This window comes from Blautia sp. OF03-15BH, assembly GCF_003463065.1.
In the GTDB taxonomy this organism is placed as follows: Bacteria; Bacillota; Clostridia; order Lachnospirales; family Lachnospiraceae; genus Limivivens.
In genome coordinates, this window is sequence record NZ_QSCM01000029.1 from 1 (window position 1) to 17,931 (window position 17,931).

11 protein-coding genes are annotated in these 17,931 nt (G+C 45.8%); 8 read left to right on the forward strand and 3 right to left on the reverse strand.

Features of this window, described 5'->3' with window-relative positions; translation table 11 throughout:
- Nucleotides 1–153: 153 nt before the first annotated feature.
- The 4 genes from DXA57_RS16540 to DXA57_RS16555 all read left to right on the forward strand — a co-directional run bounded on the left by DXA57_RS16540 (nucleotide 154) and on the right by DXA57_RS16555 (nucleotide 5,428).
- On the forward strand, nucleotides 154–1,173 hold the full coding sequence (locus tag DXA57_RS16540; RefSeq protein ID WP_158571354.1) for a LacI family DNA-binding transcriptional regulator: 1,020 nt from the start codon (nucleotides 154–156) through the stop codon (nucleotides 1,171–1,173).
- A 117-nt stretch (nucleotides 1,174–1,290) separates the two neighbouring features.
- On the forward strand, nucleotides 1,291–2,589 hold the full coding sequence (locus DXA57_RS16545; RefSeq protein WP_117768362.1) for an ABC transporter substrate-binding protein: 1,299 nt from the start codon (nucleotides 1,291–1,293) through the stop codon (nucleotides 2,587–2,589).
- 27 nt (nucleotides 2,590–2,616) lie between these two features.
- Complete coding sequence (locus DXA57_RS16550; RefSeq protein ID WP_117768363.1) at nucleotides 2,617–3,720, forward strand: glycoside hydrolase family 172 protein; 1,104 nt, start codon at nucleotides 2,617–2,619, stop codon at nucleotides 3,718–3,720.
- Nucleotides 3,721–4,027: 307 nt separating this feature from the next.
- Complete coding sequence (locus DXA57_RS16555; RefSeq protein WP_117768364.1) at nucleotides 4,028–5,428, forward strand: hypothetical protein; 1,401 nt, start codon at nucleotides 4,028–4,030, stop codon at nucleotides 5,426–5,428.
- A 19-nt stretch (nucleotides 5,429–5,447) separates the two neighbouring features.
- Here DXA57_RS16555 and DXA57_RS16560 read toward each other — a convergent pair whose 3' ends face one another.
- Nucleotides 5,448–6,035 (reverse strand): manganese efflux pump MntP, encoded by a 588-nt coding sequence (locus tag DXA57_RS16560; protein ID WP_117768365.1) that lies wholly within the window; start codon nucleotides 6,033–6,035, stop codon nucleotides 5,448–5,450.
- A gap of 697 nt (nucleotides 6,036–6,732) precedes the next feature.
- Here DXA57_RS16560 and DXA57_RS16565 point away from each other — a divergent pair.
- The 3 genes from DXA57_RS16565 (at nucleotide 6,733) to DXA57_RS16575 (ending at nucleotide 12,887) form a co-directional block, all read left to right on the forward strand.
- Nucleotides 6,733–8,892, forward strand: a complete 2,160-nt coding sequence (locus DXA57_RS16565) for an alpha-amylase family protein (protein WP_243005824.1) — start codon at nucleotides 6,733–6,735, stop codon at nucleotides 8,890–8,892.
- Nucleotides 8,892–10,412: an ASKHA domain-containing protein gene (locus DXA57_RS16570; protein WP_117768366.1), complete on the forward strand. Its 1,521-nt coding sequence runs from the start codon at nucleotides 8,892–8,894 to the stop codon at nucleotides 10,410–10,412. Before DXA57_RS16565 ends, DXA57_RS16570 begins: the two co-directional genes overlap by 1 nt.
- A gap of 81 nt (nucleotides 10,413–10,493) precedes the next feature.
- Complete coding sequence (locus DXA57_RS16575) at nucleotides 10,494–12,887, forward strand: glycoside hydrolase family 31 protein (protein WP_117768367.1); 2,394 nt, start codon at nucleotides 10,494–10,496, stop codon at nucleotides 12,885–12,887.
- A gap of 10 nt (nucleotides 12,888–12,897) precedes the next feature.
- Here DXA57_RS16575 and DXA57_RS16580 read toward each other — a convergent pair whose 3' ends face one another.
- Nucleotides 12,898–13,740, reverse strand: a complete 843-nt coding sequence (locus DXA57_RS16580; protein ID WP_117768368.1) for a helix-turn-helix domain-containing protein — start codon at nucleotides 13,738–13,740, stop codon at nucleotides 12,898–12,900.
- A gap of 473 nt (nucleotides 13,741–14,213) precedes the next feature.
- Here DXA57_RS16580 and DXA57_RS16585 point away from each other — a divergent pair, with 473 nt between their 5' ends.
- Nucleotides 14,214–17,285, forward strand: a complete 3,072-nt coding sequence (locus DXA57_RS16585) for a glycoside hydrolase family 2 TIM barrel-domain containing protein (protein WP_117768369.1) — start codon at nucleotides 14,214–14,216, stop codon at nucleotides 17,283–17,285.
- A gap of 47 nt (nucleotides 17,286–17,332) precedes the next feature.
- Here the strand turns inward: DXA57_RS16585 and DXA57_RS16590 are convergent.
- On the reverse strand, nucleotides 17,333–17,931 hold a 599-nt coding region (locus DXA57_RS16590; RefSeq protein ID WP_147345715.1), incomplete at its 5' end, for a helix-turn-helix transcriptional regulator.

The window sequence follows — 17,931 nt, forward strand, 5'->3', positions numbered from 1 at the left end:
AAGATTCGGATGGAAGAAATAAATTTCTGTGTGTGGTTTTGAAGGTATATGAGATGAGAGCCAGGAGCAAAAGCTTCTGGTTTTTTTGTTGTCTTGATACAAAATTTTCGTGAAATCTGTTATAGTAAAAAAAGAAAAGCGGAGGAGGGGAATATGGTGACAATCAAGGAAATTGCAGAGAAACTGGGAGTCAGTACAACTACCGTTTCTAATGTGATCCATGGGAAAACAAGAAAAATGTCAGCAGATACGAGAAAAAGGATCGAGGAAGCGTTGGTACATTACCATTATGTCGCTGATTACAGAACGGAAAAAGAGACAGAAGAATTAAAATTTATTCTGGTAAGCTTTTGTCTTGGAACGAAAGAAAATATTCTCATGGATCCTTTTTGCGGAGAAATGCTTGGAGCGATTGAAAAAGAACTTCATCTTTATCACAGAAATGTGTGGTACGATTCTTCCTTAAATGAAGACGAACTGCTTCGGAAAAGTCAGGCTTTTCAGGTAGAAGGAGTGCTGGTTTTGGGAGAGAATCCAAAGACCTGTGAGTATTTGTCAAAATGTATGCCAAAACCGGTGGTCTTTATTGATTCAGAGGAAGGGGGGTATGATAATGTCAGCGGTCAGAGTGTGGATGGTGCCAAAAGCATGGCAGAGTATCTGCTCAGTCAGGGACATGAAAAAATTGCTTTTTTTTGTGATGAACGAATGGATTATGGAAGTACGAAAGAAAAGCTGCAGGGAGTAAGAGAGGCTTTAGCGGCTGTGGGGAAAAAACTTGAGGAGAAAGATATTTTTGTGCTGCCGGAGGAGCAGCTTCTGCGTTCAGAAATTTTCAGGAGCTTTGTTCCAAGAGTAAAAAAACAAGAATATACGGTAGCTTTTTTCTGCTCGGATTACTTTGCTTGTGAGGCTATGGATGTATTCTCTGCTCAGGGCTTAAAACTTCCGGAAGAACTTTCTGTGACAGGGTTTGATGATAATCCTCTTGCAAAACTTGTGACGCCCAGGTTGACAACCATTCGCCAGTACCCTTCCCTTCGGGCGAAGGAAGCGGTAAAACTTCTTATGAAAAGGATACGGGGAGAAGCAGTAACCGTACATAGTTACAGTTTTCCCCTGGAATTGATTGTGAGGGAGAGTGTAAAAAACAGAAACTTTGAGCAGAAGTAACAAAAAGAGGTTTTCTTTTTTGTTAAAAGATCTGGTTTTGGAAATAACCGCTTGAATAACCAGAAACAACCATTTAGGCTGTATCTCAGCAAAAGAAATTTCCAGGAGGTTATTCAAATGAAAAAGAAACTGATTTGCGCGTTGATGACAGCTGTGATGGCTGGTTCTCTTGTATCTGGTCTGGCTGTGTCTGCAGATTCCGACAGCCAGGTAACGATTTCCCTTTACACCACACTGCCCAACAAGGATGCTCAGTTTGAGCAGTTATGTGAGGAATTTATGGAGGAAAATCCGGACATCAAGGTTAATTATATTGCCTATGACAGCAGTGAGAAACAGAAATGGATGACTCTTTACGCAAGCGGCGATGCACCAACCGTTTCCATCATGGATCCTGTCGATATCCAGGAAAATATTGAGAATATGGCAGCTTATGATCTGACAGAAGATTCCTGGATCACAGATCAGTTAGATGAGTCCTATCTCGATGTGTTTAAAGGGGAAGACGGAGAACTTTATGCGGTTCCAAACTGTGTGACAGCCATGGGTATCGTCTATAACAAAACCGTTATCGAGAAAGCTACCGGTGAGGCTTTCGATCCTTCTACGATCAAGAGTAATGCAGACCTTGAGGCTCTCTGTGAGAAAATCCAGGCAGGCGGCGTGGCACCGATTATGTTTACCGGTGTGGACTGGTCTTTGGGCTCTCACTATCTCAGCCAGGTATTTTCCGGTATTCAGGGAGATGCGGAAGCACAGCAGAATTTCATCAACAGTCTGAAGGATGGTTCCGCAGAACTGAAGAGCAACGATGCCTGGAACAGCGTGATGGACACCTTTGATATTATTGCAAAATACAATTATAATGCCAATGATCCGCTGGTTGGAAATACAGATATTGATGGTCAGGCCATTGCAAAAGGTGACGTTGCCATGTGGTTTATGGGTGACTGGGCATGGAATTATATGAAAGATTCTGCTTCTGCAGATGACGAATTTGGTTTAATGCCCTGTCCGCTGACTGGAAAGGAAGATGATGCGGTAAATACAGAACTTGGAGTGTTCTGTTCTAAAGGTTACTGCATTGATGCAAGCCAGAATTCAGAGGAACAGCAGGCAGCAGGAAAGAAACTGGTAGAATTTTTCTGTGTGGAGAAAGCACAGGAGATGTCCGATCTTCTGGATATGGCATTGCCGTTCAGTAAAGTGGATGTTTCTTATGATAATCCGCTGGTTTCTTCTACGCAGGATTATATTGCGAACGGAGCAGTATCCAGTACCTATGCATTCAGCCGTCTCCTGCCGTCAGATTTCTGGTCAGAAAACGGAGCCGTTATGCAGCAGTATCTTACCGGTATGATGGATCGGGATGCAGCAGCTGATGCGATCCAGACCTATTGGCAGAATCAGAAATAAGAGACAGGCAGAAAAAAGGAGAAAAACATGTTTCAGTTTACCAATAGTCTGGATTCACTTATACTTCAGAAAAAGGGAAAGAGCCGCTGTATTAATCAGGAAAATCCGAGAGGTGAAAAGGGAAAAGGCGGAATGGCAGCAGGAAGCCTCGGTCCTGGCAGAAAAGGTTCTCCCTGCATGCAGAAGATTATTCCCGGAGAAACAAAAGTATTGGCTGAAATGGAAGGACCGGGTGTGATACAGCATATCTGGATGACTGTGACAGACCGTACGGAAAAAGATTATTACGTGTTGCGTGATCTGGTTTTGAGGATTTACTGGGACGATGAAGAAGAACCGTCTGTGGAAAGTCCATTGGGAGATTTTTTCTGCTGTGGGTTTGCAAGAGGATGTCTGGTAAATTCGCTCCCGATCGTGGTGAATCCTTCCAGAGGTTTCAATAGTTATTTTCAGATGCCTTTCCGAAAAAAAGCCCGTATTACACTGGAAAACCAGCATGAAGCAGAAATACCGGCATTTTTCTATCAGGTTGATTATACCCTTTATGATGAGCTTCCGGAGGATATGGCTTATTTTCATGCACAATGGAGACGGGAACGTCTGACGGAACTTAAAAAGGACTATACGATACTGGATGGTGTAAAAGGAAAAGGTCATTACGTTGGTACCTATCTGGCCATTGCAGCACTGGAACGTTACTGGTGGGGCGAGGGAGAGTTAAAGGTTTATCTGGATGGTGATGAAGAATATCCGACCATCTGTGGTACGGGAACAGAGGATTATTTTGGCGGCGCCTGGAGTTTTACAAGGACGGAAAATAGCGTGGCCAGGGAACAGACGTATTGCACGCCTTTTATGGGATATCCCTATTATTCCAGAGAAGACGACACGGTCTATAATCCCTATCATATGAATGATACACCAACGGAACGAGGTTTTTATCGTTGGCACATTTTGGATCCGATTCTTTTTGACGAAGATATCCGTGTGACGATCCAGCAGATCGGTGTCTGCCACAAAGGTCTCTTTGAACGGCAGGATGATGTATCCAGTGTTGCTTACTGGTATCAGTCAGAACCTCATCAGCCTTTTCCGAAATTGTTATCTAAAGAAGAGCGCTGGCCGAGATAAAAATGAATCAGAGATGAAAGAGCAGGAACTTTTCTGGGAAAAAAGTTTCTGCTCTTTTTCTGTGAATATGAGAGAAGTTATTTGATTTGATTTTAAACACTTGCAAAATCTCGCAATACATGGTAATATAAAACTGTCATTTCAAAGTCAATCTTTATTTATCTTTTTTATTCATCTATATAATCTTTATAGTCTTTATAATTCAAACAACACCACATATATAAATGAATCTTTATAATATTTTTTGAGAAAGGGGTATTTCTATGCATTTATCTTTAGCAGGAAAAGTAGAAAAAGGGGGGATTCTATGCAGATTTATTCTGCAATGATTCCGGTGAAGGAAGCATTTTCAAAGAAAGAATTTGTGCGGCTGCTCCTGGAGTGGAACCAGGGAAGTCTGCATGACAGAATGAAGGGAGTGAGCTGGGATGAGGAAACTTACACTTTGTGCTGGCAGGAGAAACAAAGACTGCTGGCAGTGGAAGATCTTCCGGAGAAGCGGATAATTGCGGCAAGATTTCAGAAAACAGACAGATATGGAATGATCTGGACTTCTGATTTTGTCTTGAATCTGGAAGAAAAGAGACTTTCTGTCAGGCTGGATCAGGAGGTGACGGAACAGACAAGCTCATTTTTTTACCGTTTTTCTCCACCATATTTTATCAGACTGGTGATACGGAAGGGGTATGCTGGAATGGATGGGAGGCTGCCTGTTACAGGGAAGCCCGTATCTTTGGGTATTGGAGAAAAAGAACTGGCAGAAAGGATACTTCTTGGAAAAGAGCATTTTCAATTGCCGATCGTTTATCTGACAAAAAAATGGGATGGCTGTTATCCTCTGAATGCCGATCTGCTTTCGGAACAGCTTCAAGGAACGGCTCATGTATTGAAAGAGACGACACCGGAGCTAGGGAAGCTTCTGAGAAAAAAATGTAACGGAAAAAATCCGCATCATGGAGCCATTGGAATTTATTATCCTTGTGTCTCTGCAGAAAATAAAAAGATCCATTTTGAACCATATACGGAAGAAATTCTGTTTCAAAAAATTGTCAATACAATCTATCGTTATGAGAACCAGCAGACGCGCGGGTTTTTATATCTCTGGGAAGGCATCCGTATGGAGCGCCTTCGTCTGAACCATTCGGTTCTTTTAAATAATCATAGAAAAATACAGGAAGAAAATCAGGATCTTTATGAAATCTTTGAAGCACAACTCAAAGATTATGAGAGTAGGATGGAGACACTGCTTAAACGGATAAATGTTTTGACACTGGAAAACCAGAGACTCCATGAAAAAGTAGAAGGAATGCAGGCAGTTCCTCTTCTTTATAAAGGCGAAATGATCGAATTTTATGAAGGAGAGATGCGGGATATCCTTCTGGATCAGCTTTCCGATGGTCTGGAAAAGCAGAATGCAGATACCAGGCGGCAGGAAATTCTGAAGAGTATTCTGGATAAAAATAAACATGCGGACCGGCAGGAGCAAAGAAAAAGCCGGATCAAAAGGCTTTTGAAAGGTTACTCCAACCTGTCCGCATCATTAAAACACGATCTGGAAGAATTTGGTTTTTCGGTAGCTTCCGAAGGAAAGCATTATAAGCTTACTTACTTTCAGGACCCACGCTATACGATCATTATGGCGAAAAGCTGCAGTGATACCAGAGCTGGAAATAATCTGGCAGCAGAGATCATCCGGAAAATGTTATGAACTAGCGGGAAGAAGATGATCAGAACCAGCTGCTGGCAAAAATCTCTATACCTATGGCAATCAGGATTACTCCGCCAAAGATCTCTGCCCGGTTGGAAAGCCTGGTTCCGAATCTTTTACCGATGACAAGGCCGGACAGGCAGATCAGCAGAGTAACGACGGCAATGATGAGAGAACAGACAAGAGCCATGAGCCAGTCATATTCTGCAATGGTAAAGCCGACGGAGAGGGCATCGATGGAAGTCGCAATTCCCTGGATGAAAAGAGTCCAGGCGGTTAGCCGGGCGGTGGAAACCTCAGATTCATCTTTGTGGCGGATACCATTGACCAGCATGCTGCCGCCGATGTACGCGAGAAGGATCAGCGCAATCCAGGGGATGAAGGTTTCAAAGGCATTGAAATATTCTACGATCGTGTGTACACAGACCCAGCCGGTCATGGGCATGAAAGCCTGAAAGACAGCAAATGTGCCTGCGATGCAAAACATGCGTTTCCGGGACATTTTCGGTTCATTCAGGCCATTTGCCATAGAAACAGAGAAAGCATCCATAGCCAGTCCGGCACCCAGAAGGATGCTGTTAAAGAAAAATAAAAAACTCCAGTTCATTTTGATCTCCTCCAAAGGATTAATATAGTTTTGGCCTGAAAGGTAAAAATCACAATGGGTGCAAAAATTGCGTGGTGACAAAAAAATACCCCAGGCACAGACGCACACGTCATACCAGGGGTCAGAAAACGAAAAATTTCGACACATGTATAGCGGTAGTGCGTATACATGAGTCTCGCAATTTAAAACAAGCCAGACCGGAAGGTCAGTATGTTGACTTGCTACGCGGTTGTTTCGCGCATGCTACTCCCTCACGGAAATATCGCTGCCATCATAGCATAATGAGAAAGTTTTGTCAATAAATGAAGCAGAAACTGTTTTTTACAGACGCGATCAGTTTGGGTCGTAAATATGAAAACGTATTCCAGATATAAGAGAATATTCCTCCAACTGGTCAAAACAACGATTTAAAACAAGAAAATTTGGAATCTTCGCCATATGGACAAGAAAGACGGAATGCGTTATAATATCAAGATGAATAAGCAATTTTAGTGAATCTAAGATTTTTAGAATCTTTTATGAAAACGTTTTCCTGAATAATGGTAGTGTTTTCAAAAGAAATTCTAAGGGCAGGTTCTTTTGAACGCTTTACAACGTTGTAGTGGATGTTTGTCAGAGAATGCAGAAACAGGTATGTCTGTGTGATAGCGATGATGACAGAAGGATCGTTAAAAAATATCGAGGAGGAGATAAAAAGATGAAGGCAGGAGCAAGAAGAAAAGGGCAAAATACAGTGAAAGACGCGATAACAGAGGCTGCAAAAACAGCTCAGAAGGAAGCGGTAAAGACTGTGGATAAGACAAAAACTGCGGAAGCAAAAGCCAAAGCAGAAGAAGAGACAAGAGCTGCGGAAGCGAAAGCCAAAGCAGAGGAAGAAGCCAAAGCTGCGGAAGCAAAAGCAGAGAAAGAAGTCAAAGCTGCGGAAGCAAAAGCAGAGAAAGAAGTCAAAGCTGCGGAAGCAAAAGCCAAAGCAGAGGAAGAAGACAAAGCAGCAGCAGAGCAGGCAAAGCGTCAGGAAGAACTGGAGGAGCAGGAGTATCAGCGCCGTTTTGCAAAGCACAGAGATGAACTGAGATGGCTGTATATGGAAGTCTATCAGAATGACTGGATGTTTGAGGAACTGTGTGAGCAGATGCATCGTTTCTACAAGGAGCGCCGGAAGGGACTGAAGACTCTGGACCGTCAGAGGGAGGCTGATCCGGAATGGTATAAAAAGAATGATATGATGGGCATGATGCTCTATGTGGATAATTTTGCAGGCAACCTGAAGGGCGTGGAATCCAGGCTTGATTATCTGGAGGAAAGTGGTGTAAACTATGTACATCTGATGCCGCTTCTGGAGACTCCGAAAGGACGTTCCGACGGTGGATATGCCGTTTCCAATTTCCGTAAAGTTCAGCCGGAACTGGGAACCATGGAGGATCTTGAGGATCTGACCAAGGCATGCCATGACAAGAAAATGAGCGTCTGCATGGACTTTGTTATGAACCATACTTCAGAAGATCATGAGTGGGCAGTTCGTGCAAGAAAAGGGGAAGGCGAGTATATGAGCCGTTATTTCTTCTTTGACAATGATTGCATCCCTCAGGAATATGAGAAAACGGTTCCCCAGGTATTTCCAACGACTGCCCCGGGAAACTTCACATATCTTCCGGAGATCGGACATTATGTCATGACCACGTTCTATCCGTATCAGTGGGATCTGAACTACCGCAATCCCCGGGTGTTCAACGAGATGATGTATAATTTCCTGTTTTTTGCCAATGTAGGTATCGATGTGATCCGTATCGATGCGGTTCCCTACATCTGGAAAGAGCTGGGAACCAGCTGCAGAAATCTGCCGAGAGTACATACCATTGTACGCATGATGCGTATGATCGGTGAGATCGTATGCCCTGGAATCCTTCTTCTGGGCGAGGTAGTCATGGAGCCATCCAAGGTAGCTCCTTACTTTGGAACCGTTGAAAAACCGGAGTGCCATATGCTCTATAATGTAACGACTATGGCCACCACATGGAACTCTCTGGCGACCAGAGATACCCGCCTTCTGAAAATCCAGATGGATGTTTTAAGCGGTCTGCCCAAAGAACATGTATTTCTGAACTATCTCCGCTGCCACGATGATATCGGCTGGGGACTGGATTATGATACACTGAAATGGTGGGGCATGGAAGAACGCCCGCACAAACAGTACATCAATGATTTCTTCCTTGGAAAAACAGATGGCAGCTACAGCCGCGGTGAGCTTTATAATGCAGATCCGGTAACCGGAGATGCCCGTTTCTGTGGAACTACCGCTTCTATGTGCGGCGTTGAAAAGGCCGGTTTTGAAAAGGATCCGGATCAGATGAATTCCGCGATCAAAAGAGATCTGATGCTTCATGCATTCATGTTTATGCAGTCCGGTATTCCAATGCTCTACAGCGGAGATGAGATCGGTCAGGTCAACGATTACAGCTATAAAGAGGATCCGGAAAAAGCACCGGATTCCCGTTATATCCACAGAGGAAAATTCCACTGGGATCTGGAAAAAAATATCCATAAAGAAGGAACGGTGGAAGAAAGAATCTTTGACGGTCTGAAGAAACTGGAGACGATCCGTAAGAACGAAAAAGTTTTTCTTGCCAATGCCGGGTTTTATACACTGGAGACTTATGAACAGGCAGTGATCTGCATTGTAAGAGAATACGAAGGCGAGAAGCTGATTGGTCTCTTTAACTTCAGTGAATTTGGAAAAATGGCCTGGATCAATGAGGAGGACGGTATGTACCGTGATCTTGTAACCGGAAAAGAAATGAAAGCTTCCGGAGTTATGATCCCGGGCAACAGCTTCTTCTGGCTGAAGAAGGAAGCCTGATGGAAGGAATCAGTCGGAAAGAATACATAGAGCTGTCTGCCCCGACAGAGGCGGACAGCCGCTCTTTAGAGGAGCGGATTCTGACAGCGCTCCGGGAAAAAGGGTATTCTGCAGGGATGTCTTTAAAAGTCATGAGAAAACTGTACCCCCTTTGTGAAAATGCAGTCTATAAACTGACGGCTTCTCTGGCCTGGGATGGCCGTCAGTGGATCCTTGTGGATCTGGAAGCAGGGGATACCACAGAGATCCATTATGGTCTGGCCGTAGATCTTGGCAGTACGACGGTGGTGGCACGGCTTTTTGACTGTAATACCGGGAACTGCCTGGCAGAAGACAGTGCCTATAACCGGCAGATTGCCTTTGGAACGGATATTCTTACGAGAATTTTTTATTGTAAGGATCAGCCGGAAAAACTGGAAGAAATGCGCGGTGCAGCACTGGAAAGCATTTTGGAAGTCTTGAAAAAGCTGGAAAAAAAGACCGGTATTCAGGCGGAGCAGTGCATTCAGATGGTGGTGGCCGGGAATACCACGATGATTCATTTTTTCCTGGGACTGGATGCGTTCTGCGTATTTCAGACGCCCTATGCGGTACAGGTAGACCGTCCGGGCTTTCTTCTGGCAGCGGAGCTTGGAATTCCGGTGAAAGGCTATGTGTACTGTTATCCGGGAAAATCCAATTACCTCGGAGGAGACATCATCAGTGGAATGGTTGCCACAGAGCTTTATAAGAAAGACGGGATTTCTGTCTTTTTTGACATTGGAACCAATGGAGAACTGGTGGTAGGAAACCGGGAATTTCTTCTTTGCGGCGCAGGAGCAGCCGGGCCTGCTCTGGAAGGAGGCGTGGTTCGCACCGGGATGCGGGCAGCAGAAGGTGCCGTAGAGTCTGTTCGGCTGACAGAAAAAGGCTTTGAACTGGGAGTGATCGGCGGCGGAGAAGCCAGAGGAATCTGCGGATCCGGCATTATCGAACTTCTGGCAGAGCTTTTTCTGACTGGCTGGATCGATCTTAGGGGAAAATTTGTTCCGGAAAAAAACAAAGCCATACGAAAAGTGGATGGAATGTATGCCGTAGAATATGCGCCGGGCCTTTTCTTTTTCCAATCGGATGTGGATGAGTTTTTAAGAACGAAAGCAGCGGCGGCAACCATGGTAGAATATATGCTGAGAGAAGCCGGAATCGGAATGGATGAGATTTCCGAATTTTACGTAGCGGGGGCTTTTGGAAAACATGTATCAAAGGAAGCTGCCGTCACCATTGGCATGTATCCGGATATAGACCGCAGAAAACTGATCAATGCAGGAAATTCTTCTCTGGAAGGGGCAGGAAAACTTCTGCTGTGTAAAAAAATCCTGGATGAGCTGGATGACATTCTGGAAAAAATGGTGTATATTCAGTTTGGGGCGGTAGAGGATTTTCTGGAACTCATGGTAGCAGCCCAGGCAATTCCTCATACCGATCTGGAGCGCTATCCGAGTGTTCGAAAAAAGCTAAAAGAGAGAGCAGAAAAAGGCTGAAAAAGGAAACGCTTCGGAAAAATCCAAACAGAAAACAACAGGCAGGAGAATCCGCCTGCAAGAAGGGAAAAGGAGACACCTATGTTCGACAACAATTTATGGACCATGGAACCTGTCGGAAGAGAAGAAAATACCGTGCAGGGCAAGACTTATCGTTTTACACTTCTAACACCTTGTCTGATCCGTATGGAATACCGGGAAGATGGACAGTTTGAAGACCGTCCGACCCAGAGTGTATGGAACCGTCGGTTTGAAGCAGTTCCACACCGTCTGGTAAAGGATGGAGAAGGGTTTGAACTTTTTACAGACCGTATGCATGTGGTATATTCCGGAGAGCCGTTTTCTAAAAACAGCCTGATGGTAAAAGCTGTCGGAGGGCTTCATCCCTTTGGAGCTACCTGGTATTATGGGGAAGAAAGCGGAAACCTGGGCGGAACAGCCAGAACGCTGGATGATGTAAACGGCGCCTGTGACCTTCAGGATGGTATCCAGTCTCAGAGCGGCTGCTCTGTTCTGGATGACAGCAAATCTCTTGTCCTGACCGAAGATGGCTGGATTGCGCCGCGTCGTGGAGAAGGCGTGGATATTTATCTGTTTGCCTACGGAAATGATTATAAGGAAGCACTGAATGATTTTTATCGTCTGACCGGAAAGACACCGATGCTTCCCAGATATGCTCTTGGTAACTGGTGGAGCCGTTATTATGCTTATACGGAGGACAGCTACAAAGAACTGGTGACCCGTTTTGAAAAAGAAGAAATTCCATTTTCTGTCGGCGTGATCGATATGGACTGGCATCTGGTCGAGGATGTGAATCCGAAATACGGAAGCGGCTGGACCGGTTATACCTGGAATAAAAACTATTTCCCGGATCCAAAACGTTTTATGACCTGGCTTCATGACCATGGCATGCGGATCACACTGAATCTGCATCCGGCAGATGGTATCCGGGCCTATGAGGAAGCTTATCCGAAGATTGCGGAGGAGCTTGGCAATGTCGATACAGCCAATGAAGCACCGGTTGACTTTGATATCACCAGTAGAGAATTCCTGGAAGCTTATTTCAAGTGTGTGCTTCACCCGGAAGAAGAGAAGGGTGTGGACTTCTGGTGGATTGACTGGCAGCAGGGAAATACAACCAAGGTACCGGGACTGGATCCGTTGTGGATGCTGAATCATTACCATTATCTGGACAGCGCCCGGGATGGAAAACGACCGATTACTTTCTCAAGATATGCAGGCCCAGGTTCTCACCGCTATCCGGTAGGCTTTTCCGGAGACACGCATATGACCTGGGATTCTCTGGATTTCCAGCCCTACTTTACCAGCACAGCTTCCAACATCGGCTACGGCTGGTGGAGCCATGATATCGGCGGCCATATGCTGGGTTATAAGAATAATGAAATGGCAGCCCGCTGGGTGCAGTTTGGCGTCTTTTCACCGATCAACCGTCTGCACAGCAGCAAGAGCGAGTTTATGGGAAAAGAGCCCTGGCGTTATCCTATGGAGATTGGCACAGTTATGACCGATTTCCTGCGTCTGCGTCACAGCCTGATTCCGTATCTTTATACCATGAATCATCGGGCCTATGCAGAAAATATTCCGCTGATTCTTCCGATGTACTATGACTATCCGCAGAACCGGGAAGCCTATGCGGTAAAAAATCAGTATACCTTTGGTACCGCTTTTGTGGTTGCACCGATCACGACTCCGCAGCAGGCTGGTATTGACCGCGGAAAAGTTTCCGTATGGCTGCCAGAAGGACTGTATATTGACTTCTTTACCGGTATGCTTTACAGCGGTGGAAGAATGCTGGATATGTATCGGGATATTCATTCGATTCCGGTTCTGGCCAAGGCAGGAGCCATTGTGCCCATGACAGAAGAGATTCTCGGAACCGCTGCTGTACACAATCCGGAAACTCTTGCAATTCGTGTGTACGGAGGCGCAGACGGAAGCTTTACTCTTTATGAGGATGACAACGAAACAAATGCTTATCTGAAAGGGGAAGCCGTCAACACGAAGATGGCCTTTGACTGGGAGAAGAAGACCTTCACAATCTTCCCGGCAGAAGGAAAGCTGGAGCTGATTCCGAAAGAGAGAACCATGAAGGTTCAGTTTTTTGGAGTGAAAGATTCCGATGTAAAGGTGACTATCGGTGGAAAAGAAGTTTCCGCAGAGAAAACCTACGATGCAGAATCCGGTTGTCTTACGGTAGTGCTTCCGAAGACTGCTGTGACAGAGGGAATTACGGTCACTATGACGGAAGGCGGACTGAAGAGGAATGACGTGGAAGGAATGATTTTTGATCTTCTGGACCGCGGAGAGCTTACCTGCTTTGAAAAAGAGGCTGTTTACGCCATTGCACAGAAGAAGCTTTCCACAGCTGCCAAACTGGCAGAGCTCCAGGCCTTGGATCTGAAAGAAGCACTGATTGGAGCAGTATCAGAGATTCTGACTGCTTATGAAAACTAATGATTTCAATTTATCTGGCAGACCGGTATTCCGAAGGGGAATATCCGGTCTGCTTTTTAAATATCCGGCTGAAATAGAGAGGATTTTCATATCCGACGATAGAACCGATCTCCTGAATCGGATAATCCGTGCTTCGAAGCAACTCTTTGGCCCGGGTGATACGCAGGAAGGTGATATACTGCATTGGCGCCATTCCCATGTAGTTTCGGAAGCTGCGGATAAACCAGCAGACGCTCATATGACGGGAGGCAGCGTATTCCTGAATGGAAATGGGAGCAGCGAAGGATTCATTGAAATCCTGAACTGCCCGGAGAATTTCTTCCTGATTGGGACGAAGGCTAAGGGTACCTTCCTTCTGGCTTCGGTGGATTTCTGCAAAAAGCAGACGAAGATAATGGGGAGGAAATTCTTCGAAGCAGGGGCGACGAAGCTGCAGTTCTCCGATAATCTGTCGGAACAGTTCCCGGTATTCAGGGAAAATTCCCACATGGAGCTGATGTTTTTTTGAAAAACCGGCTTCATTAAGATAGCTTTCTGCCTGGGATCCCGTAAAATGGATCCAGCAGACTTCCGGACGGTCTTCGACCAGATACCAGTAGCGCTGTGGAACACCGGGACGATAGAGAATCATCTCACCGGCAGATACTTCGATGCTTCCTTCCGGAAATTCGAAGAAGGCTTTTCCAGAGGAAATGTAGAGAAGCTGATAGTCTTTGCGGCCCTCTGTGCGAATTGTGTGCATGATGGGCTGGCGGATGAGGCGGTAGATGCCGCAGCCTGTGACGATGAGGGGATGCGTATAGTCTTCCAGCTCCATGTCACCGTGATTCAAATATCCAGAATAAACATACATAAAAATTGCTCCTTTTGAGAGGACAAGAGTTTTTGGGCGGGGGAAGAAAATTGCTCCGCGGCGATGCCGCTCCCGCAATTTTCCTATCCAGGAAAAATCCGCAGATTTCCTGACGGAAATTGCTCCTTTTTCCTGTCTGGCGGGTCTCAAACTCAAAAGCCGGTTGTGAGAGGACAAGAGCTTTTGGGCGGGGGAAGAAAATTGCTCCGCGGCGATGCCGCTCCCGCAATTTTCCCATCCAGGAAAAATCCGCAGATTTCCTGATGGAAATCGCTCCTTTTTCCTGTCTGGCGCTTCTCAAACTCAAAAGCCTATTTGTGCAAGCACAATCGGCTTTTTGAGTTCTCGAAGCTGATTGTATCATTTTGTCCATATTTTGTCTAATACTGGGTATGGAAAACGGGGGGAGTTTTTTTATAATGGAGGTACAGACTCGCTTTTGGCGGGATTTTTTGACAGGAGGGATTTTTGGAATGATCGTACCAAAGTATTTTGAAGATTTGCATGTGCTTCACAAGAATACCATGCCGAACCGGGCTTATTATATTCCGGCATCGGTTCCGATGGATCTGCAGCCGGAAAACAGGGAGGCTTCCGACCGTTTCCTTTTGCTTTCCGGAGACTGGAAATTCCGGTATTTTGAGAATATCTATGATGTAAAGGAAGAATTTTTTGTGGATGGCTATGATACTTCTGCTTTTGACGAGGTGAAGGTGCCTGGGGTCTGGCAGAATTACGGCTATGACCGCCACCAGTATACCAATACCCGCTATCCGTTCCCTATGGATCCGCCGTATGTTCCGGTAGTGAATCCTTGCGGCGCTTATGTCCGGTATTTCTCCTATGAGAAGGATCCAAAGGCTCCGAAGGCTTACCTGAACTTTGAGGGTGTGGATTCCTGTTTCTATGTATGGGTGAATGGAAGCTTCGTGGGTTACAGCCAGGTTTCCCATTCCACCAGTGAGTTTGATGTGACCGATGTGATCCGGGAAGGAGAAAATACCCTGGCGGTTCTGGTGGTGAAATGGTGTGATGGCAGCTATTTTGAGGATCAGGACAAATTCCGTATGAGTGGAATTTTCCGGGATGTCTATCTTTTAAACCGTCCGGAAAATGGAATCCAGGACTATTTTGTGAAAGCGGTTCCTTCCGAAGATTATCAGGAGGGAACGATTTCTGTTTCCTTTACTTACAGAAAAGAGCCGGTGCCAGTGAATCTTACCTTTTCTGATGCAGAGGGAAATACCCTTGCCCAGGTAACGGCTGAGGGGGAAGTTTCCATTCCGGTAAAAAATGCTCATCTTTGGAATGCAGAGGATCCTTATCTTTACAGGCTGGTGCTCTCCACCGGGGAGGAAGCCATCACAGAACAGGTGGGAATCCGTGAGATTCATACGGAAAATGGCGTTCTCTATATCAATGGCGTGAAGGTGAAATTCCACGGAACCAACCGCCATGACAGCGATCCGGTCACTGGTTTTACCATTAGTCTGGATCAGATCAAGAAAGATCTGACACTGATGAAAGAGCACAACATGAATGCCATCCGTACCAGCCATTATCCAAACGCACCGCATTTCTATCAGCTTTACGACCGGTTAGGCTTCTTTGTCATTGACGAAGCGGACAATGAAAGCCATGGAACTGCGGATGTATACAATCCGGATCCAAGCTGGGAAGGCAGAGCAAAACGATGGAACGAAGCCATTGCGGATAATCCCATGTATACAGAGGCGACTGTAGACCGTACGCAGCGCTGTGTGGAGCGGGATAAAAACAGACCCAGCGTGGTGATCTGGTCTATGGGAAATGAATGTGCCTACGGATGCACCTTTGAGGCGGCACTGAAATGGACAAAAGAGTTTGATCCGACCCGGCTGACCCATTATGAGAGTGCGCTTTATGTGTCTGATAAACGGAAATATGATTACAGCAACATCGATCTTTTCAGCCGGATGTATCCGTCTCTGGATGAAATCCGGGATTTCTTCGAAAAAGACGGAACCAAGCCCTTTGTGATGTGTGAGTACTGCCATGCCATGGGAAATGGCCCGGGAGATCTGGAGGATTATTTTGAAGTGATCCATTCCTATGACGGAGCCTGCGGTGCTTTCATGTGGGAATGGTGTGATCACGCCATTGACCTTGGAAAAACAATCAAAGGCAAAAAAGTCTATGCCTACGGCGGAGATCATCAGGAATATCCCCATGATGGAAATTTCTGCATGGATGGCCTGGTATATCCGGACCGGACACCTCATACGGGCCTTTTGGAATTTAAAAATGTACATCGCCCGGCGCGTGTGGTTTCCTTCGACCAGGAAAAAGGAACCGTTATTCTCCATAACTACATGGATTTCACCAACTTGAAAGATCTTCTGACGATCCGTTATGAGGCTTCGATTGACGGTGTGGTGGTGGAAAAAGGAGTCATTGAGGAGAAGGAGACTCTGGATCTTGCACCTCATGCAGAAAAAGAGATTTCGATTCCGGTTCCCCAGGCAGAAAAAGGAAAATGCTTCCTGAAACTGACTTACCTTCTGAAGGAAGCAACAGAGGTTCTGCCCAAAGGCCTGGAACTTGGTTTTGATGAACTTCCGATAGCAGCGGGAGAGAATAAAAACCAGAAGGCAAAGGCACTTCTTGCGGAAATAAACAGCGAAAGCCCGGAACCGGTACTGGATGAGGATGATCATTATCTGGTGATTTCTTCTGATACTTTCTGCTATACATACGACAAGCTTACCGGTGTTTTTGCAAAAATGGTATACAAGAACCAGAATCTGCTGGACCGGCCTATGGAATACAATATCTGGCGGGCACCGACAGACAATGACCGCAACATCAAACGGGAATGGAAACAGGCCCAGTATGACCGGATTGTGACGAGAGCTTATGAGACGAAGGTACAGACAGAGGAGAAGCGTGTTCTCATTCATACCAGTCTTTCCATTTCAGCCATTTACATTCAGAGAATCCTGGATATTCAGGTAAATTGGACCATTCAGGCAGATGGAACCGTGGATGTCGTTATGGATGTGAAACGAAACCCGATCTTCCCCATGCTGCCCCGCTTTGGCCTGCGGTTATTCCTTCCGAAGGAAATGAAAGATGTGACCTACTATGGCATCGGACCGGTAGAAAGTTATCCGGACAAACATCGGGCTGGCTGGCATGGAGAATTTACCGCTCCGGTAAGAGAACTTCATGAGGATTATATCCGGCCGCAGGAAAATGGCAGCCACTATGACTGTGATTACGTAACTGTTGAAAGCCATACCGGGCATCAGCTGGCAGAGAGAAAAACAGCGCTGACTGCCGTCGGAGAGAAGACCTTTTCCTTCAATGCTTCCATTTATACGGAGGAAGAACTGACGGAAAAAGCTCACAATTATGAGCTGGAAGAGTGCGGAAGCACCGTGCTCTGCCTGGATTACCGGCAGAATGGCATCGGTTCCAACAGCTGCGGCCCTCAGCTTCTTGAGAAATACCGGCTGGATGAAACGGAATTCCAGTTTGCGCTGCGTCTGAAACCTGAGGCGTAACTTCCCCTCCTGCTGGAAATCTATCTGGTTCCAAACAGTTACAAAAATTATAATTCAGAGGCTTTCCGGACCTTCAATGGAGTGGTCCGGTAAGCCTCTTTGAATTTCCGGACAAAGAAAGCGTAGCTTGAGAAACCATTGTTCTCGGAAATTTTACGGATGGAATAGTCGGTGGTGATCAGGTCTGTATAGGCGTGTTCCATTCGAACAGAGGTGAGATATTCCGTAATGGTAAGCTGCAGGGAATTTTTAAAAAACCGGGAAAGATAAGCCGGAGTGACAGAAATCAGGGAAGCCAGTTCGTCCAGAGTCAGGGGTTCCCTGTAATGATCGTGAATGTATGCAGTCAGTGTGTGGAGACGGTCATAGTAACGGTAATCATTTCCGGCAGCAGCAGGTTTTCCGGACGCTGGGAAGGCAGTACAGAGAAGATAGATCAGCTCATAAACGAAACGTAGCGCCTGTACCTGGTAAAAAGCCGGTTGTTCCTTGCAGAGAGTACAGAGGGAAGAGAGGATGTTAGGAAAATAAGCGGGAATCCTCGGTAATTTAATTGCCGAGATGAAAGCCAAAGGTTCTAAAACAGTTGTATCCAACTTTACAAAGAGAAAATATGTTCGATATCCTATTGCAATATTATTCGCGT